This is a genomic window from Segatella copri (assembly GCF_051861805.1).
Lineage (GTDB): Bacteria > Bacteroidota > Bacteroidia > Bacteroidales > Bacteroidaceae > Prevotella > Prevotella copri_M.
On record NZ_CP146520.1, the window covers coordinates 1,090,136 to 1,109,614 of the forward strand.

Below are 19,479 nucleotides of genomic sequence, written 5' to 3' on the forward strand. Positions count from 1 at the left end.
AAGTAATGAACTTTAGTTCAGACTAAAGTGAATCAAATCGCAAGATGAGATTTCACAAGTTAGAATACAGCTGAAAGTATGAGCTACTTATTCGTTGTCGAGTAATCAGTAATGATAAACGAGATAACAAATACAGTCGTAAAGAAAGTAAGAAAGGGCGTATGGCGGATGCCTAGGCTCACGGAGGCGATGAAGGACGTGATAAGCTGCGATAAGCTTCGGGTAGGTGCAAATAACCTTTGATCCGGAGATTTCCGAATGGGACAACCTAGCCGTCTGAAGGACGGTTACTCTTACCAATGTAAGAGAGCTAACGCAGGGAACTGAAACATCTTAGTACCTGCAGGAAGAGAAAATAAATGAATGATTCCCCTAGTAGTGGCGAGCGAACGGGGAACAGCCCAAACCAGTGGCGTCGCAAGGCGTGGCTGGGGTTGTAGGACCGCGACATTGTATTGAAATGGTGAGTGGAAGTATCTGGAAAGTTACATCACAGAAGGTGATAATCCTGTACACGAAGCCAAATCAAGCATAGCGGTATCCTGAGTAACGCGGGACACGAGGAATCCTGCGCGAATCTGCCGGGACCATCCGGTAAGGCTAAATACTCCCGTGAGACCGATAGCGAACGAGTACTGTGAAGGAAAGGTGAAAAGAACCCCGAGCAGGGGAGTGAAATAGTTCCTGAAACCATGCGCCTACAAGCGGTCGGAGCATCTTACGATGTGACGGCGTGCCTTTTGCATAATGATCCTACGAGTTACCGTCACTGGCGAGGTTGAGTGTCACGAGACACGTAGCCGCAGTGAAAGCGAGCCTGAACAGGGCGCACAGTCAGTGGGGGTAGACGCGAAACCAAGTGATCTACACTTGGCCAGGATGAAGTCCCGGTAACACGGGATGGAGGTCCGCACCAATAAGCGTTGAAAAGCTTCTGGATGAGCCGAGTGTAGGAGTGAAAGGCCAATCAAACTTGGAGATAGCTCGTACTCCCCGAAAGGCATTTAGGTGCCGCGTCGGATGGTCACCGTGAGAGGTAGAGCGACCGATAGGACAAGAGGGCTTCACCGCCTATCGAGTCCTGACGAACTCCGAATGCTCACGGTTTGCAGTCCGGCAGTAAGGGGGCGGGTGCTAAGGTCCGTCCCCGAGAGGAGAAGAATCCAGACCGCCGTCTAAGGTCCCGGAGTTCTGCCTGAGTTAGTCTAACGAAGTCTGGTCCCTATGACAGCTAGGATGTTGGCTTGGAAGCAGCCATTCATTCAAAGAGTGCGTAACAGCTCACTAGTCGAGGGTCCGGGCATGGATAATAATCGGGTATAAGGCAGACACCGAAGGCGCGGGATAGCAATTATAAAAGTATCGGTAGGGGAGCATACTCACAGCGTCGAATGGTGTACGTAAGTTATCCTGGAGCGGTGAGTAAAGCAAATGTAGGAATAAGTAACGATAAGGAGGGTTAGATTCCCTCCCGCTGTAAGACCAAGGTTTCCCGGGCAATGCCAATCAGCCCGGGGTCAGTCGGGTCCTAAGTCTAAGCCGAACGGCGATGGCGATGGCAGAGACGGTTAATATTCCGTCACTGCCGCATGGGGCGACGTGGAGACGGAGCAGTGAAACCACCGCGGGGCGACGGAAGTCCCCGTTGAAGAGTGTAGGCGTTGAGGATGGCAGGCAAATCCACCATCCGAGCTGAACTTGACAGTATGGAGTCTTCTTCGGAAGAATCCAATAGTGTGGGTAATCATACTCCCGAGAAAATCCGCTAAGCTTAACCCATGCGGCACCCGTACCGCAAACGGACACACGTGGTCGGGTAGAACATACTAAGGCGTTGAGAGATTCATGGTTAAGGAACTAGGCAAATTGACCCTGTAACTTCGGGATAAAGGGTCCTCGTGAATAGCGAGGCGCAGAGAATAGGTCCAGGCAACTGTTTAACAAAAACACAGGGCTGTGCAAACTCGAAAGATGACGTATACAGCCTGACACCTGCCCGGTGCCGGAAGGTTAAGAGGAGATGTCACCAGCAATGGGAAGCATTGAATTGAAGCCCCGGTAAACGGCGGCCGTAACTATAACGGTCCTAAGGTAGCGAAATTCCTTGTCGGGTAAGTTCCGACCTGCACGAATGGTGTAATGATCCGGACGCTGTCTCAACCATGAGCTCAGTGAAATTGTAGTATCGGTGAAGATGCCGATTACCCGCGATGGGACGAAAAGACCCCGTGAACCTTTACTACAGCTTAGCATTGACCTTGGTCATCCGATGTGTAGGATAGGCCGGAGGCTTTGAAGCGGGAGCGCCAGCTTTCGTGGAGCCATCCTTGAAATACGGCCCTTTGGCTGTCTGAGGTCTAACGCGCAGATGCGCGGACACTGCTTGGTGGGTAGTTTGACTGGGGTGGTCGCCTCCAAAAGCGTAACGGAGGCTTCCAAAGGTGCCCTCGGGTCGATTGGTAACCGACCTCAAAGAGTGCAATGGCATAAGGGCGCTTGACTGGGAGGCAGACATGCCGAGCAGGCAGGAAACTGGGGCATAGTGATCCGGCGGATGTGTATGGAAACTCCGTCGCTCAAAGGATAAAAGGTACTCCGGGGATAACAGGCTGATCCCCCCCAAGAGCTCATATCGACGGGGTGGTTTGGCACCTCGATGTCGGCTCGTCACATCCTGGGGCTGGAGAAGGTCCCAAGGGTTGGGCTGTTCGCCCATTAAAGTGGCACGCGAGCTGGGTTCAGAACGTCGTGAGACAGTTCGGTCTCTATCTATCGTGGGCGTGGGAGTTTTGAGTGGTGCCGTCACTAGTACGAGAGGACCGTGATGGACAGACCTCCGGTTTACCAGTTGTGCCGCCAGGCGCACCGCTGGGTATCTGAGTCTGGATTGGATAAGCGCTGAAAGCATCTAAGTGCGAAGCCAGCCGCAAGATGAGAACTCCATTGAGGGTCGTCAAAGACGATGACGTTGATAGGATGCAGGTGTAAAGACAGCGATGTCAAAGCCGAGCATTACTAATTGCCCGAACACTTTCTTTTGAAAGTTCATAGTTTCAACTGTATTTTCAGTTCATTATGTTGTTTTGCTTGTGTGCAAATACGTCATACCCCATTATCAGGTGGTTATTGCGGTGAGGTCCCACCTCTTCCCATTCCGAACAGAGAAGTTAAGCTCACTTGCGCCGATGGTACTGCAATGCAATGCGGGAGAGTAGGTAGCCGCCTTCTTTTATCAAGAGCCTCAGATTTCGAAAGATTTCTGAGGCTTTTTCTATTTCTTTTTCTTTTTCCCACAGATTTCACAGATGTGCACAGATTTTTTGACCTGTTCGGTCTGTGATTTCACAGATTTTTTGTATCTTTGCATTTAAAAAAAGGATTATGCATTATTATTTGAGTACATGGTGGAGATGGTTGAGACGCTGCGGCTGTAGCCGTGGCTTCGGGGTGCAGTCGCCTTCGGCTTATGCCTTTATCCGCTATGTCATCAATGAGCATTATCCCTATTATGCCTATCAGGAACTCAAGGAACGACTTGTACATCTCGACAGGCGGCAACATAAACTGGGGAGACTCCTGTTGAGACTGGCAAACTTCTGGCAACCGGAAATAAGTATCTGCAATGATTCTCTTTTTGAAGATTATCTGCGTGCCGGTTGCAGGAAAGTCAAGCGGGTAGAATTGGAGCATCCAATTCAGACAGATTATCTGCTTTTGAAAGATAATCTACTCCTTAAGGAGGCATGGGGAAAGAAGAGGATGATGGTCATTAATCTGGAGAAGATGGGAATGAAGGAAGTGAGAACACAGGTTCTTCCACTTTGCGACGACCAGACGATGCTCGTACTTCTGGGCAATCTTTATCGTGAAAAGCAAGGCGAGGAGTGGCACCATCTGCAGGAATCAGATTATTGTGGCATCACCTACGACCTCTACTCTTTGGGCATCATTTTCTTCGATAAAAAGAAATTTAAGCAGCATTATCGCATGAATTTCTAGAAAAAATGCAAATAAATGCTATTATCTGCACTTTCTAGAGAAAAAAAACGCCAAAAAACTTGCAGATAAAATAAATTTTATTACTTTTGCAGCCAAATTGGTAGAAACGTTAAATAATATAGCTATGTATTGGACACTTGAATTAGCTTCAAAGCTAGAAGATGCACCATGGCCTGCAACTAAAGAAGAGCTGCTCGACTATGCAACTCGCTCAGGTGCGCCTCTGGAAGTTCTGGAGAATCTGCAGGAGATAGAAGACGAAGGTGATGTTTACGAGAGTATCGAGGACATCTGGCCTGATTATCCTTCAAAGGATGACTTCTTGTGGAATGACGACGAATATTAAAAGTCGATGATAGGGCTGTTCTCTTACCAGGGGGCAGCCTTTTTCATCTTTCTGATGTCTCTCTTCCGACTATACCTTATTAATATATAATAATCCCGGCGATATATAATATTTCGCCCGCTTTTACGTTATTACATTGTGTTAAGACGAATCATCATATTAGTTTTTTTGCTGACAGGAGTGCTCGTTTCCAGAGCACAGTATGATCCTTCCTTCAGTCATTATTTCGACATGGAACCATCCTACAATCCTGCGGCAGTGGGTAAGCAGGCAAAACTCAACGTAACGGCTGCTTACGCATTGGATATGGCCGGATTCGAACATAATCCTAGAACCATGTATCTGGCAGCCGACCTGCCTTTCTATGCGCTGAAGAATTATCACGGCGTGGGTGCTACGATGATGAACGACCAGATTGGACTCTTCACCCATCAGCGACTCAACCTGCAGTATGCCTACAAGACCAAACTCTTCGGAGGAACGATGAGCGTGGGTCTGCAAGCCGGATTCCTCAGCGAGAGTTTCGATGGCAGCAAAGTGGATGCTGGAGAATCGGGCGACCCTGCACTCGCCACATCTGATGTGAAGGGTAGCGGATTTGATGCGGGAGCCGGACTCTACTATCTGCATGGCAACTGGTATGTGGGACTTTCTGCACAGCATCTTACCTCACCAACCATTGAACTGGGAGAAACCAATGAGCTTAAGATTGACGCAACGTATTATTTGACTGGCGGATACAATATTAAGCTCCGAAATCCGTTTTTAACTATAAAGTCGTCTGCCCTCGTGAAGTATGACGGAACGGCATGGCGAGGCGACGTTACCGGGCGATTGGTTTACCAATATGACAAGCGTCTGCTCTATGGCGGCTTGACCTACAGTCCTGACAATTCCGTAACTTTCCTGGTGGGCGGTTCCTTCCATGGCGTCATTTTGGGTTACAGTTATGAATGGTACACCTCGAAGCTGAGCTTTGGCAACGGAAGCCATGAGCTTTACATCGGATACCAGATGGACCTGAACCTGGTAAAGAAAGGTAGAAACAAACATCAAAGTGTAAGAATACTCTAAGAAGAAGATCAAGAATATGAACCGTAATATGAAGAAAAGTATAATGCTCCTCAGCTCGCTGGTGGCTCTCCTGACCCTCAGCGGTTGTTTCGGTGCCAAGTCTAGCTCGATGGCAGGCAGAGGCGGTGAGGTGGTTGGAGTTGGCGGAAGAAGTTTCGCCGAACCTGCCCCATACGGCATGGTGAAGGTGAACCGAGGATTCCTGAAGATGGGTCTGGAAACCCAGGATTCTTTGTGGGGACAGAAGACGCCTCGCAAGGATGTTTCCGTGGATGGCTTCTGGATGGATGATACGGAAATCACCAACTCAGAATACAAGCAGTTTATCGCCTATGTTCGCGATTCCATTCTCCGTACCCGTTTGGCTGACCCTGCCTATGGCGGCGACGAGACTTACATGATTACCGAGGATAAGAACGGCGACCCTGTGACTCCACAGATTAACTGGAAGAAGCAGTTGCCAAGAAAGCCAAACGAGGATGAGAAGAGAGCGATGGAAAGTCTCTATACTTCCAATCCTGTGACTGGCGAAAAGCTGATAGACTGGCGACAGCTGAACTACAAATACGAGATTTACGATTATACCGCTGCGGCACTCCGCAGAAACCGTCTGAACCCGCAGGAACGCAACCTGAATACCGATGAGCAGGTGAATGCCAACGAGGTGGTGATGATTTCTAAGGATACTGCCTATGTGGATGATGAGGGACGAATCATCAGTGAAACCATCAACCGCCCGTTGAGCGGACCATGGGACTTCCTTAATACCTACATCGTGAATGTGTATCCAGACACCACCTGCTGGGTGAATGATTTCCGCAATTCAGACAACGAGGCTTACTTGAGAAGTTATTTCAGTAATCCGGCATACAATGATTATCCGGTGGTGGGCGTTACTTGGGAGCAGGCAAATGCTTTCTGCGCCTGGCGTACCGACTATCTGCTGAAAGGTCTGGGACCTGAAGCCCGATTCGTGCAGCGTTATCGCTTGCCTACTGAGGCAGAATGGGAGTATGCGGCAAGAGGCAAGAACCAGAACGAGTTCCCTTGGGAGAACCAGGACGTGAAGAACGGAGACGGATGCTTCTATGCCAACTTCAAGCCAGACCGCGGTAATTATACCAAGGACGGCAATCTGATAACCAGCAAGGTGGGCATCTACTCGCCAAACTCAAACGGACTTTATGATATGGCAGGTAACGTGGCAGAATGGACCAGTACCATCTATACCGAGGCTGGTGTAGATGCCATGAACGACCTGAACCCTGAGTTGAAATACAATGCTGCAAAGGAAGACCCTTACCGCTTGAAGAAGAAGAGCGTAAGAGGCGGTTCCTGGAAAGATCCGGAATCGTTCATCCGTTCGGCATGGCGTTCTTGGGAATACCAGAACCAGCCACGTTCGTATATCGGATTCCGCTGTGTGCGCAGTCTTGCCACCACATCGAGTGCAAAACAGAAACCATCAAAGAACAAGAATAGGAGATAATAAAAATGGGCGAATATAGTAAGTTTAACATCGTATATCATCTGCAGAAATGGATGGACAGTGTGCCTGGACAGACCTTTCTGAACTATGCTTATAGCTGGGGTGCATCTATCGTTATCCTGGGTGCCCTCTTTAAGTTGACCCACTTGCCGGGAGCCAATTTCATGTTGTTTGCCGGTATGGGTACTGAGGCGTTCGTGTTCTTCCTTTCAGCCTTCGACCGTCCTTTTGACAAGACAGCCGATGGAAGAGATATTCCTACTCATGTTACTGAGGAGTACTTGGAGACTGGAAAGGTTACTTATGGGGAGACTGAAGAAGCAGCGGCATCTGCTGCCTCCGGTTCTGCAACTGTAGCTGGTTCATCTTCTGCTGCTTCTGTTTCAGGAACTCCTGTTTCTGGTAGTCAGACCATCATTATCGGCGGTGGAAGCTTTAGCGGAGGTGCTGGTGTATCTGCATCTTCTTCTTCTGTTCCTGGAAGCGAGAGCGAAGGCGCTGAGCAGATTGACGAGAGTGTTGCAGCGGCCGTAGCTCCAGGAGCAGGATTCTCGGAGAATGGTGAAGCCGTAGCCGGTGCCATTATGACTGGTGGTTCTGTGGCCGGTGGCTCTGTTGCAGGCGGTAATGCCGCTTGGGTAGCTGGTCAGCAGGGTGTTACCCCAGAGATGGCTGATGCCCAGAATAATTATGTTGAGGAATTGAAGAAGCTTGTTGAAACCCTTGAAAAGGTGAATGAGCAGAGTACCCGTTTGACCCGTGACAGCGAGGAGATGGAGAACCTGAACCGTACGCTCACAGGTATCAGCAAGGTTTACGAGATGCAGTTGAAGGGTGCCAGCCAGCAGATTGGAACTATTGACCAGATCAACGAGCAGAGCCGCAAGATGGCTCAGCAGATTGAGCAGTTGAACAAGATTTACGCACGTATGATAGAGGCGATGACCGTGAACATGCGTGCTGCAGCTCCTCAGGTAAAGAGTGAAGAGTAACGAAAAGTATTGAATTTAGCAAATTAATATAAATGGCTATAAAGAAAAGACCCGTTTCACCACGCCAGAAGATGATTAACCTGATGTACGTCGTCCTGATGGCTATGCTTGCGTTGAACGTCTCTACGGAGGTGCTCGACGGATTCTCTATTGTGGAAGACAGTCTGAATCGAACCACAGCCAACTCTTCCGCAGAGAACAATGCAATCTATAGTGACTTTGCCGATCAGATGAAGCAAAACCCTACCAAGGTGAGGGAATGGTTCGAGAAGGCTAAGCAGGTAAAGGACATGAGTGATGCGCTCTATAACTTTGCACAGGAACTGAAGGTTGCTATCGTAAAGGAGGCTGACGGCAAGGATGGCGACGTGAGCAATATCAAGAACAAGGAAAACCTGGAGGCTGCCGGCATCGTGATGCTTGCACCGGGTACGGGCAAGGGAAAGAAACTCTATAGGGAGCTGAATCGCTACCGCGACCGCATCCTGGAACTGGTGACAGATGAGCATCAGAAGAAAATCATAGCCAGCAACTTCTCTACCCAGGTGCCTAAGGGCGAGAAATATCTGGGTAAGAACTGGCAGGAATACATGTTTGAGAACATGCCAGTGGCTGCTGCCGTGACCATACTCTCGAAGATTCAGAGCGATGTGCGCTATGCTGAGGGAGAAGTGCTGCACAACCTGGTGGCGAATATCGACATGAAGGATATCCGTGTGAACAAGCTCGATGCCTTCGTGATTCCTGAGAAGACTACGCTTTATCCGGGCGAAAGATTCAATGCCAACATCGTGATGGCTGCCGTGGATACTACCCAGCAGCCGGAAATCTACGTGAATGGCATGAGAGTGAACAGCGCCCGTGGACAGTATAGTTTCACGGCAGGTGGAGTGGGAGAACATCAGTTCTCCGGCTACATTCTGATGAACAATGCCAAGGGCGACGTGATGAAGCGCAACTTCATCCAGAAATACAGCGTGATTCCGGCACCTAACACCGCAACTGTGGCGGCAGACCTGATGAACGTGCTCTATGCAGGTTTTCAGAATCCTATCAGTATCAGTGTGCCGGGCGTGCCAGCCAATGCCATCTCTGCATCGATGACTGGCGGTTCGTTCGTATCGAAGGGCAACGGCCATTTCGTGGCAACCCCAGCGGCTGTGGGCAAGGATGTGACCATCCATGTAACGGCACGCGACAAGGGACAGACCCGCACGATGCCTCCATTTGTCTTCCATGTAAGAAAGTTGCCAGATCCAACGGCTTACCTGGCATTGGGAACCACCCGTTTCCGTGGCGGCGGTCTGGCGAAGGCATCCCTGATGGGTGCCACAGGCATCCATGCAGCCATCGACGACGGATTGCTGGATATACCTTTCAAGGTGTTGAGTTTCGAGACCGTCTTCTTCGACAACATGGGTAACGCCATCCCATTGGCATCAGCAGGCTCCAACTTCTCCGACCGTCAGAGAAACGAGTTCAGAAAGCTTTCTCGCAGTCGCCGTTTCTATATCTCGCATATCAAGGCTGTGGGACCGGATGGCATCACCAGAAATCTGCCTACTGCGATGGAAGTAATCGTGAAATAAATTAGTAAAATTTCAAAGTTCAAAATAATGAAAAAGATATTGTTCATATTCATGCTCTTGGGAATGGTGCAGGGCATCGTGGCTCAACCTCAGGCACGCCGTCAGCAGGCGGCAAAGGAGGCGGCTGCGAAGAAATCGAATGCCGGCAACATTACCACCCGTGCACAAATCTCTTTCCCTACTGCTGCTCCTATGGAGGAGGACGTGGTATGGAGAAGAGACATCTATCGTGAGCTGAGTCTTACCGATAATGCCAATGCCGGACTGTATTATCCTGTGGAGCCTATGGGCAACCAGATGAACCTCTTTACCAACATCTTCAGATTGATGATGACCGGTAAGGTGGCGGTGTTCCAATATCGTCTGGATGGCAACGAGAGTTTTACGGCAGCAGACAGGGTAGACCCGAAGTCTTTCCTGGACAACTATCATATCTATTATGAAAAGAAGGCAAACGGAAGAATCTCGCTCGACAACAGCGACATTCCTTCCAGAGAAGTGAAGGCATATTATATTAAGGAGTCAACCTATTTCGACCAGCGAACTTCCACCTTCCATACCAAGGTGTTGGCACTTTGTCCTATCATGACCCGTGATGATGACTTCGGCGATGGCGGAACCAAGTATCCGCTTTTCTGGGTGCGCTACGACGACCTGGCTCCTTATCTTGCCAAGCAGCAGATAATGACCAGCAATCTGAACAATGCGGCGGTGATGAGTGTGGATGATTACTTTGTGAGAAATCAGTATAAAGGAAAAATCTACAAGACCAACAATATGTTGGGACAAACCTTGGCGCAGTATTGCCACTCCGATTCGGCTCTGGTAAAGGAGCAGAAGCGAATTGAGGGCGAACTGGCTACCTTTGAGAAGAATCTCTGGGGAAACCAGGAGAAGAAGGATTCGCTCGACAGTATTGCCAAGGCGGACAAGAACGTAAAGGGCAAGTTGAAGAAGGAGAAGAAGAGCAATCGCCGTGGCGGTTCATCTTCCAGCAAGCAGGCTAAGGTGAAGGAAAAGCGCAGCAACAGCAGTTCTTCTTCAGCATCCAGCGGTTCGGCACGAGTAACCGTGCGCCGCCAGAGACATTAGAAAATGAATCACAACGAGTGTGATAATAGAAAAATAGAATTTTAATTTTAAAAGGTAGAAAAAATGAAGAAGATTTTATCTCTTGTATTTTTGGTAGCAGCAATGATGTTTGCTACTAGCGCTAACGCCCAGGTAAAGTTCGGTTTGAAGGGCGGCTTGAATGTGACAAGCATGTCGTTTAGCGAGGATGTATTCGATGCTTCCAACAAGACTGGTTTCTTTGTTGGTCCTATGGTTAAGTTTACTGTGCCTATCGTAGGCTTGAGCTTCGATGCTGCAGCCTTGTACGACCAGAAAGAGGCTGACGTTAAGTATGCCGATACTGATGGTGAACTGGGTAAAGTCAACGTGAAGCAGCAGTCTATCAACATCCCTGTGAACGTGCGTTATGGCTTCGGCTTGAGCAGTTTGGCAAATGCCTTTGTTTTTGCTGGTCCACAGTGGGGTATCAATGTAGGTGACAAGAACTTCAAGTGGAATGAGACAAGCAGCTATTCTCTGAAGAAGTCAAACTTCAGCGTAAACGTAGGTGCTGGTGTTACCCTGTTGAGCCATCTTCAGATTTCAGCCAACTATAACATCGCTTGTGGCAAGTCGGCTGATGCCAGCCTTGTCAAGGCTGCCGAGGCACTTACCAATGCAGGCAAGGACAAGAGCCGCAACAACTCTTGGCAGATTGCCTTGGGTTACTGGTTCTAATGAGAAGTTAGACAGTACACTTCACAAGTTTATACATTAAAATATATAAAAGCAGGTACCCCTAGTTGGGTATCTGCTTTTTTTTTGCTATCTTTGCAGAACTTTAGATCGTAAAAAGAAAAGGAGAACGTTATAACATGAGATACGTAGATGTGATATTGCCCCTTCCGCTCGACGGAACCTTTACCTATTCTATCCCCGAAGGGATGGAAGAGAAGGTTGTGCCCAACATGCGTGTGCTTGTTCCATTGGGCAAGAGCAAGAAGTATATCGCGATGGTTGTTGATGTGCATTCGGAAAAGCCGGAATTCGACTGTAGACCTATTGAGGCTGTGCTCGACAAATATCCTTCTCTGCTGTCCCAGCAGATGCGCCTCTGGCAATGGATCAGCGATTACTACATGTCGCCCTTAGGTGACGTGTTTGATGCTGCTATGCCATCGGGCATGAAATCTATAGAGAAATTCAAGCCGAAGATGGAGCTTTATGTGGAGTTGGCTAGCAGTTATCGCAACGAGCAGGCCCTGCATGTGGCGCTCAGTATGGTGCAGCGGTCGTTGAAGCAATCGAAAACGTTGACTACTTTCCTCGCTCTTTCCCACTGGGATAGTCTGGAAGGTGATACTCCCAGGGAAGGTATTAAGAAGGTGACCAAGGAGGAACTGATGAATGAGTCTCGCTGTACGGTTGCTGTGGTCAAGGCACTCATCGACAGGGGTATTCTCTCTACCTATGAACTGGAGGTGGGCAGACTGAACACTTCGGGCGAATCGCATTTCGAACTCATCAAGCCGCTTTCCGAAGCCCAGCAGGATGCCTACAATCAGATTCTCCTGAAGATGATGAACAAGAACGTGGTGCTTCTGCATGGTGTGACATCGAGCGGAAAGACTGAAATCTATATCCATCTTATCAGAAAAGCCATCGAGGAACATAAGCAGGTGCTTTATCTGCTGCCCGAAATCGCCCTGACGGTTCAGATTATGGAGCGACTGCACAAAGTTTTTGGCGACCGGCTCGGCATCTTCCATTCTAAATACAGCGATGCAGAACGTGTGGAAATCTGGCAGAAGCAGCTTTCGGGTCATCCCTATGATGTAATCTTGGGAGCGAGAAGTGCCGTCTTCCTGCCTTTCCAGAAACTGGGACTCGTCATCATCGACGAGGAGCACGAGAACTCTTTCAAGCAGCAGGACCCATCGCCACGCTATCATGCCCGAAGCGCCGCCATCGTGCTTGCCAGCATGTATCCCGAGGCAAAGGTGCTGCTGGGTACGGCTACGCCATCGATGGAGAGTTACTACAATGCGCAGCAGGGCAAGTATGGACTGGTGGAACTGAAGACGAGATTCAAGGACATTCAATTGCCGGAGATTCAGGTGGTGGATGTGAAGGACCTTCGCCATAGAAAGATGATGACGGGGGCTTATTCGCCACAGTTGCTGGCTGCGGTGAGGGAGGCGTTGAAGAATGGTGAGCAAGCCATTCTCTTCCAGAACCGAAGGGGATTTGCACCGATGATAGAGTGCAAGGTGTGCGGATGGGTTCCGAAATGCAAGAACTGTGATGTTTCGCTCACCCTGCATAAGAGCATCAACCTGCTGACCTGCCATTACTGCGGATTCACCTATCCCGTGCCTACGGTATGCCCTAACTGCAGTAGTACGGAACTGATGGGACGAGGTATTGGAACGGAACGCATAGAAGACCAGATAGCCGAGATATTCCCCGAGGCACGTATTGCCCGCATGGATCTGGATACCACCCGTACGCGCAATGCCTACGAGCGACTGATCAGCGACTTCTCATCGGGAAAGACCAATCTTCTGATAGGTACGCAGATGATATCCAAAGGTCTCGACTTTGACAAAGTGAGGGTTGTGGGTATTCTGAATGCCGACTCGATGCTGAACTATCCTGACTTCAGAGCCTACGAGCATGCCTTCATGATGATGGCGCAGGTGAGCGGAAGAGCCGGAAGAAAGGGCAAGCGGGGACTCGTGATTCTGCAGACCAAGAATCCTACGCTTCCTATCATCAGCCAGGTGGTACACAATGATTACGAAGCCCTTTTCAAGGGTATCCTGGAAGAGAGAAGAATGTTTCATTATCCACCATTCTTCCATCTTATCAACGTGTTCCTGAAACATAAGAACGAGAAGGTTTGCCAGCAGGCAAGTCTGGAACTCGGCAAGACGTTGAGAAGCTGGTTTGGCGAAAGAGTGCTCGGACCGGATAAGCCGGCTGTGGCTAGGGTGAAGACAATGAATATCCGCAAGATTGTCATCAAGCTGGAGAATGGTATCGACCAGAAGAAGGTGCGCGAATATCTGAAGTATGCCCAGCAGATGATGGCAAAAGATCCGAGGTATGGAGCTTTGCAGATATATTATGATGTGGATCCGCAATAATCAGACAGATGATTGCTGCTACAAAATAAAAAAATGGCTATCCCAATCGAAGGAAAGGGATAGCCTTTTTTGCATGTTTGTAGTTATGACTGATCTATTATGTTTAGGAAACATAAGTCTAATTCTACTTTTTTCAACCTCTTCTTTAGAAGTTGATGTCGAGACCTACCGCAAACACATTGTTGTTACGGGTGTAGTCAGAGGTGTAGTTGATGCTCTGGTTTGCACTGAGCTGAACATTCTCTGAGGTCTTCTTATGCTGATAGAATGTGTGGAAGTAGGCCACGTTCAAATCCATCTTCTTGTTGATATGGTAAACACCGCCGATAGCAGCAGAGTTAGAACCAACAACGAATGACTTGTCATCCATATACTCATCGCTCAAGCCATAGTTGGTGTTCTGCCAACCTGTACTCAAGGTAATCTTCTTGTTGACATCCACCTCAACACCTGCGTTGTACTCTAAGGTACCACGGTCCAATTTCTCCTGACGATTGTTGTATGATGTAGCGTGCTTGTCGTCGAACCAGTGGAAACCTACGTTTACGCGTACGGCATTTACAGGGCTGTAACCTACACCAAGTGCCAGGTATGCAGGAATATCGCCTGCAATCTTCTTACCATCTGCGTATTCGCCGATAGCCTTATCGAGCTTGGTGTCGAACTGGGTCTTCAACTGACCCATTGCTCCCTGGATGGTGGCGTTATTCAAGATAGCATCAGCAGCCTGCTCAGGTACACCGCCTGCGATGTAAGCATTGCGGAGGTTGTCAGGAAGGTTACCGATACTAGGCACCTGGTTTACTGACTTGTTCTTCAAGCGAATGCGAGTCTTGAACTCGTATTTAGCTGCGAAGTTCCACTTGCCAGTCTTGAAATCCACACCAATAACAGGAGTGAAGCCCACACCGCTCTGGTCACAGCTCAACTCAATGTTGGCAGCTGTTTCCTTGGTTGGGTCGAGCACCTTATAGAGAGGCATGTTGCCAACCTTGATATCTTCTACATATCCGTAGTAGTTAGTAGATGCATAGATACCACGTACACCTGCGAATGCGCTGAAGTTGTCGCTGAACTTATAAGCGGCACCCAGAGAGAGGCCATAGTAGTACTGGCGACCGTGCATATAGCTATTGTAGCTATACTGTCCCTTTGTTCCGAAAGCTTTTTCGCCAGTGAATACGGCTGGAACTCCATACTGTGCTGCAACCTGATCCACTGCACCTGCCAACTGGCAAGCTGCCAAAGCAGTTTCGGCAACAATCTTCTCGAAAGAGCCCAATCCATCATCGAAGGTACACTTTCCGCCGCCACCTGTAAGGGCGAAACCTGCCTGGAGTGACCATCTGCCTTTATTATAAGCATACTGGAAAGAAGGGATGACAGGCGCAAACGCCTTACCCTTGAACTCGCGTGGAGTAGTAGGATTGTTCACATTGTTAGTGAACAATGCATAATCATTTTCAATGCTACGTGTCTGGTAAGCCAACTGCCAGTTGATGGCGAGATGCTTTCCTTCACCCATGAATACAACGCCGGCAGGATTGTAGTAAACGCCGTCAATACCGATAGAAGCCTCACGGCTCATCATTCTGTTGAATGCAACATGCTGGTTGGTGTTAGTGAGCAAACCACCTGCAAAAGAAGGTGCTGCACAAGCCATCGCAATGGCTAAACTAACTAATTTTACTTTCTTCATTTTAATAATATTAAATAAAAACGTCCGCAAAGGTAATTATAATGTTCTATTTCTCTATTAAAACGGGAGTTTATTTAAAATATATTAACGCAAAAACTCCTTTTTCTTGCACAATCTATTAAAACTGTGCAGGAAAAAGGAGTTTTTGAGATGTAAAATAGGGCAAGGCGTAAGTGCTTAGCTTTCCGCCTTTTCTATCATTTTTTCCTCGTTTTGAGCTTCCTCCTGTTCAGGAGTGTCACTCTTTGCATTTTTCTCAGCCTTCGTATTCATGTGAGGGTAAGAGATGCGGGTATGATAGATGGCCTTGAGTCGCTCTGTCAATACAAGCTTGGCGAGGGCGATGTCGCGGAAGGTGATAGGACATTCCTTGAAGAAGCCCTCTGCCACCTGTCCGTCGATGAGTTTGTTTACCAGGTTGCTGATGCTCTCTTCTGTGTATTCATTGAGCGAGCGGGAAGCTGCTTCCACGGTATCAGCCATCATCAGAATGGCCTGTTCGCGGGTGAATGGGTTCTGTCCCGGATACTGGAATAGTGATTTGTCCACCACCTCAGTAGGGTGCTCATTGCAATAATTTACATAGAAATACTTGGTCAGGCCTGTGCCGTGATGGGTGGTGATGAAATCCTTGATGATGCCCGGAAGTCCCACCTTTTCTGCCATTTTCAGACCCTCGGTTACGTGGCTGATGATGATCTGGGCACTCTCCAGGTCGCTCAACTGATCGTGCGGATTCACGCCCGCCTGGTTCTCCGTGAAGAACACTGGATTGGTCATCTTTCCGATGTCGTGATAGAGTGCGCCCGTACGTACCAGCAGACTGTTGGCGCCGATGCGGTTGGCAATCTCTGCTGCCAGGTTACCCACCGTGATGGAATGCTGGAAGGTGCCCGGTGCAATCTCGCTCAGGTTGCGGAGCAATCCCTTGTTGGTGTTAGACAGCTCGAAGAGGGTGACATTAGAGGTGAATCCGAATGTCTTCTCGATGATATACATGAGCGGATAGGACAGCAGCAGGAAGATGCCATTCACGGTGAAATAGGTGTACATGCTGCGGTCGATGTTGAACACCTGGTTGTCCTGCATCAGCTGGAGCGCGAGATAGACTATGCCGCTGCTCAGGGTGACCAGCAGGGCCGTGATGAATATCTGCGAACGCTTGGAAAGTTCACGCAGGCTGTAGATGGCAACCAGACCTGATGCCAGCTGTACGATGATAAACTCGTACTGGTATTTCACCGCAGCCGCACAGATGAGAATCATCGTGACATGGGTGATGAATGCCGTTCGGGAATCCATGAACACGCGCACAAAGATAGGGGCCATGGCGAATGGGATGATGTAGACGCTGAAGAAATTGTGCTTCATGATGAGTGACACGAAGATAGGGAACAGCGTAATCATCGCATAGAGCATGGTGATGCTGCGAGGCTTGTCGAAGTAATCCTTGCGGAACAGCGTGAGATAGCTGGTGAACATGATGACGAGGAGGAAGATAAAAAGTACCTGGCCGATGATGGTGGTGGTAAGTTCATCCTCGGTGGAACTGCGGCGCTTCGTCTCTTTTTCAAAGGATGTGAGCACCCGATAGTTGGAAGGGGTGATGACTTCACCACGGTCGATGATTTTCTGACCGCTCATCACCATACCGCTTGCCAGCGGAATGCTGCTCAGCAAATCGGTCTTCTCCGTCTCCGAGCGTTCCTTGTCGTATATCAGGTTAGGCTCCACGTAGTCGTTCAGGTTGCAGCGTGATAGAATCTGTCGCTGTTCGGCAATCTGCTGGTTGAAGAAAATGCGCTCGTATGCAGCAATGGTAGAGTAGAACGTACCGATGGGTACGCTCTTTACGTTCTTGCCGCTGATGATGCGGATCATGCTTGTGGAATCCTTGTAGATGCGATTGTACTCGGGGGTACTTACGATTCCCGTCTGGTAAACATGATGCAGCTGCTGGGCAACAAGCCCCACAAATTCCTTCGGCAATCCCGGGATGCCCTGGCTGAAGTCGTGGAGGAATCGCTTAACCTGTTCGTCACCCACGGTGGTGTTCACCGAATAGTAAGGTTGGAACTGCTTGAGCAGCGAATCCTGTTCGTGCTTGATCGACTCGTCAGTCTTGTAGATAGGGAAGTCGAAGGTGGCAATGACAGAACCATACATCCACGGTTTGCCTATATCGTAGCGGAACTGTCTGCCCTCATTGCGTGGCAGGAACCATACAATGATGGAAACGGTGAAGAGGATGAGGACGACCTTGGTGATGAAGTTGCGCCAGAAGTTCTCCTCCGGATTGTTAAATATGCTCATATTGTATCGCTTTGTTTAGTCGTGAATACTCTTGTTAACTAACTTCTGATATGGGGCGAAATAGCTGCTCATTTTCCTCTGTTTTGAGCAAAAAAGCCACTTTTCTACGATTAATTCCCATTCACAGTGCGAAAATACGAAAAAAAACTATTATAATCGCAAAAAAAGATGTAAATTTGCAGAAAAATTTAAAATTAGCTATAAAATAAGACATGACAGATAGAAAAGTAAGAGTGCGTTTTGCCCCAAGTCCAACGGGTGCATTGCATATCGGTGGTGTTCGTACTGCCCTTTATAATTATTTGTTTGCCCGCCAGCATGGTGGTGAACTCGTGTTCCGTATCGAGGATACTGACTCTCATCGTTTCGTTCCTGGAGCCGAGGAATACATCCTGGAATCCTTCAAGTGGCTGGGCATCCAGTTTGATGAGGGTGTGAGCTTCGGTGGTGAGCATGGTCCTTACCGCCAGAGCGAGCGTCGCGACATCTATAAGAAGTATGTGCAGCAGCTTTTGGACAATGGCAAGGCTTACATCGCTTTCGATACTCCTGAGGAGTTGGAGGCTAAGCGTGCCGAAATTCAGAACTTCCAGTATGATGCTCATACCCGTATGCAGATGCGCAACTCCCTGACTCTCTCTAAGGAGGAGGTGGATCAGCTGATAGCCGACGGCAAGCAGTACACCGTTCGCTTCAAGATTGAGCCAGGACAGGAAATCCACGTCAACGATATGATTCGTGGCGACGTGAAGGTGATGAGCGACATCTTGGACGACAAGGTTCTCTATAAGAGCGCAGACGAATTGCCAACCTATCACTTGGCCAACATCGTAGACGACCACCTGATGGAAATCTCTCACGTAATCCGTGGTGAGGAGTGGTTGCCTAGTGCTCCATTGCACGTTCTTCTTTATCAGGCATTCGGATGGGAGGACACCATGCCTCGCTTCGCCCACCTGCCTTTGCTCCTCAAGCCAGAGGGTAAGGGTAAGCTCTCTAAGCGTGATGGCGACCGCCTTGGTTTCCCTGTATTCCCATTGGAGTGGCACGACCCTAAGACGGGTGAGGTTTCTTCCGGTTATCGTGAGAGTGGCTACTTCCCAGAGGCAGTGGTCAACTTCCTGGCGCTCCTCGGCTGGAACCCAGGTACAGAGCAGGAAATCTTCTCTCTCGACGAGTTGGTGAAGGCATTCGATATCTCCCGCTGCTCTAAGGCTGGTGCCAAGTTCGACTTCAAGAAGGGTATCTGGTTCAACCACGAGTACATTCTCAAGAAGAGTGATGATGAGATAGCCAACCTCTTTGCACCAATTGTTGCCAACAATGGTGTAGAGGAGACTTTGGATAGAGTAAAGCAGGTGGTACACATGATGAAGGACCGTGTGAACTTCGTCTATGAGTTGTGGCCATTGTGCTCATTCTTCTTCATCCCTCCTACAGAGTATGATGCCAAGACCGCCAAGAAGCGTTGGAAGGAGTATTCTGCACAGCAGATGACCGAACTCGCTGAGGTGCTCGAGGGCATTGAGGACTTCTCTATCGAGGGTCAGGAGCCAATCGTATTGAAGTGGGTAGAGGACAAGGGCTATAAGCTCGGTGACGTGATGAACGCCTTCCGCTTGACTCTCGTTGGTGAGGGTAAGGGTCCTGGCATGTTCGACATCTCTGCCTTCCTTGGTAAGGAGGAGACATTGCGTCGTCTTCGCAAGGCAATCGAAGTTCTGGGTTAATTTTCAGATATAAATATCTCTCTGGGGAAATGGCTGGCAGACGATG

General features: G+C 49.0%; 12 protein-coding genes and 2 rRNA genes. 12 read left to right on the plus strand and 2 right to left on the minus strand.

Annotated elements, in window-relative coordinates; all coding sequences use genetic code 11:
• The first annotated feature begins 141 nt into the window (after window positions 1-141).
• From V8Z93_RS04120 to priA, 11 genes are all read left to right on the plus strand, one after another.
• Window positions 142-3,039 (plus strand): 23S ribosomal RNA (locus V8Z93_RS04120).
• Window positions 3,040-3,115: 76 nt separating this feature from the next.
• Window positions 3,116-3,228: ribosomal RNA gene (gene rrf, locus V8Z93_RS04125) — 5S ribosomal RNA — on the plus strand.
• Window positions 3,229-3,381: 153 nt separating this feature from the next.
• The gene (locus V8Z93_RS04130) at window positions 3,382-3,999 is read left to right on the plus strand and encodes a hypothetical protein (protein WP_439432485.1); all 618 of its coding nucleotides are present in this window, start codon (window positions 3,382-3,384) and stop codon (window positions 3,997-3,999) included.
• 124 nt (window positions 4,000-4,123) lie between these two features.
• Window positions 4,124-4,345, plus strand: a complete 222-nt coding sequence (locus tag V8Z93_RS04135; RefSeq protein ID WP_089543964.1) for a DUF2795 domain-containing protein — start codon at window positions 4,124-4,126, stop codon at window positions 4,343-4,345.
• Between the two features lie 138 nt (window positions 4,346-4,483).
• Window positions 4,484-5,419 (plus strand): PorP/SprF family type IX secretion system membrane protein, encoded by a 936-nt coding sequence (locus V8Z93_RS04140; RefSeq protein WP_439432486.1) that lies wholly within the window; start codon window positions 4,484-4,486, stop codon window positions 5,417-5,419.
• A 28-nt stretch (window positions 5,420-5,447) separates the two neighbouring features.
• Window positions 5,448-6,908 (plus strand): SUMF1/EgtB/PvdO family nonheme iron enzyme, encoded by a 1,461-nt coding sequence (locus V8Z93_RS04145; protein ID WP_203041055.1) that lies wholly within the window; start codon window positions 5,448-5,450, stop codon window positions 6,906-6,908.
• Between the two features lie 5 nt (window positions 6,909-6,913).
• Complete coding sequence (gldL, locus tag V8Z93_RS04150) at window positions 6,914-7,900, plus strand: gliding motility protein GldL (protein WP_439432487.1); 987 nt, start codon at window positions 6,914-6,916, stop codon at window positions 7,898-7,900.
• Between the two features lie 32 nt (window positions 7,901-7,932).
• The gene (gldM, locus tag V8Z93_RS04155) at window positions 7,933-9,489 is read left to right on the plus strand and encodes a gliding motility protein GldM (protein ID WP_439432488.1); all 1,557 of its coding nucleotides are present in this window, start codon (window positions 7,933-7,935) and stop codon (window positions 9,487-9,489) included.
• 27 nt (window positions 9,490-9,516) lie between these two features.
• Entirely contained in the window at window positions 9,517-10,581 is a 1,065-nt protein-coding gene (gene gldN / locus V8Z93_RS04160; RefSeq protein ID WP_439432489.1) for a gliding motility protein GldN, read from the plus strand.
• A 63-nt stretch (window positions 10,582-10,644) separates the two neighbouring features.
• Window positions 10,645-11,280: a porin family protein gene (locus tag V8Z93_RS04165; protein ID WP_218411744.1), complete on the plus strand. Its 636-nt coding sequence runs from the start codon at window positions 10,645-10,647 to the stop codon at window positions 11,278-11,280.
• A gap of 137 nt (window positions 11,281-11,417) precedes the next feature.
• Window positions 11,418-13,691, plus strand: coding sequence for a replication restart helicase PriA (priA, locus tag V8Z93_RS04170; protein ID WP_439432490.1), 2,274 nt, complete (start codon window positions 11,418-11,420; stop codon window positions 13,689-13,691).
• Window positions 13,692-13,836: 145 nt separating this feature from the next.
• On the opposite strand, the gene V8Z93_RS04175 is transcribed toward priA, so the two are convergent.
• Window positions 13,837-15,390, minus strand: coding sequence for an OmpP1/FadL family transporter (locus tag V8Z93_RS04175; protein ID WP_439432491.1), 1,554 nt, complete (start codon window positions 15,388-15,390; stop codon window positions 13,837-13,839).
• Window positions 15,391-15,567: 177 nt separating this feature from the next.
• Window positions 15,568-17,703 carry an HD family phosphohydrolase gene (locus V8Z93_RS04180; protein WP_439432492.1) on the minus strand — a complete coding sequence of 712 codons (2,136 nt, stop codon included), beginning with the start codon at window positions 17,701-17,703 and terminating at the stop codon, window positions 15,568-15,570.
• A gap of 212 nt (window positions 17,704-17,915) precedes the next feature.
• Here V8Z93_RS04180 and gltX point away from each other — a divergent pair, with 212 nt between their 5' ends.
• The gene (gltX, locus tag V8Z93_RS04185; protein ID WP_218411747.1) at window positions 17,916-19,433 is read left to right on the plus strand and encodes a glutamate--tRNA ligase; all 1,518 of its coding nucleotides are present in this window, start codon (window positions 17,916-17,918) and stop codon (window positions 19,431-19,433) included.
• Window positions 19,434-19,479: the final 46 nt, after the last annotated feature.

Bases quoted from the DNA above. Each gene is read 5' to 3' on its own strand.
- V8Z93_RS04130 (WP_439432485.1), top strand. From the start codon at position 3,382: ATGCATTATTATTTGAGTACATGGTGGAGATGGTTGAGACGCTGCGGC.
- V8Z93_RS04135 (WP_089543964.1), top strand. From the start codon at position 4,124: ATGTATTGGACACTTGAATTAGCTTCAAAGCTAGAAGATGCACCATGG.
- V8Z93_RS04145 (WP_203041055.1), top strand. From the start codon at position 5,448: ATGAAGAAAAGTATAATGCTCCTCAGCTCGCTGGTGGCTCTCCTGACC.
- gldL (WP_439432487.1), top strand. From the start codon at position 6,914: ATGGGCGAATATAGTAAGTTTAACATCGTATATCATCTGCAGAAATGG.
- gldM (WP_439432488.1), top strand. From the start codon at position 7,933: ATGGCTATAAAGAAAAGACCCGTTTCACCACGCCAGAAGATGATTAAC.
- gldN (WP_439432489.1), top strand. From the start codon at position 9,517: ATGAAAAAGATATTGTTCATATTCATGCTCTTGGGAATGGTGCAGGGC.
- V8Z93_RS04165 (WP_218411744.1), top strand. From the start codon at position 10,645: ATGAAGAAGATTTTATCTCTTGTATTTTTGGTAGCAGCAATGATGTTT.
- priA (WP_439432490.1), top strand. From the start codon at position 11,418: ATGAGATACGTAGATGTGATATTGCCCCTTCCGCTCGACGGAACCTTT.
- V8Z93_RS04175 (WP_439432491.1), bottom strand. From the start codon at position 15,390: ATGAAGAAAGTAAAATTAGTTAGTTTAGCCATTGCGATGGCTTGTGCA.
- V8Z93_RS04180 (WP_439432492.1), bottom strand. From the start codon at position 17,703: ATGAGCATATTTAACAATCCGGAGGAGAACTTCTGGCGCAACTTCATC.
- gltX (WP_218411747.1), top strand. From the start codon at position 17,916: ATGACAGATAGAAAAGTAAGAGTGCGTTTTGCCCCAAGTCCAACGGGT.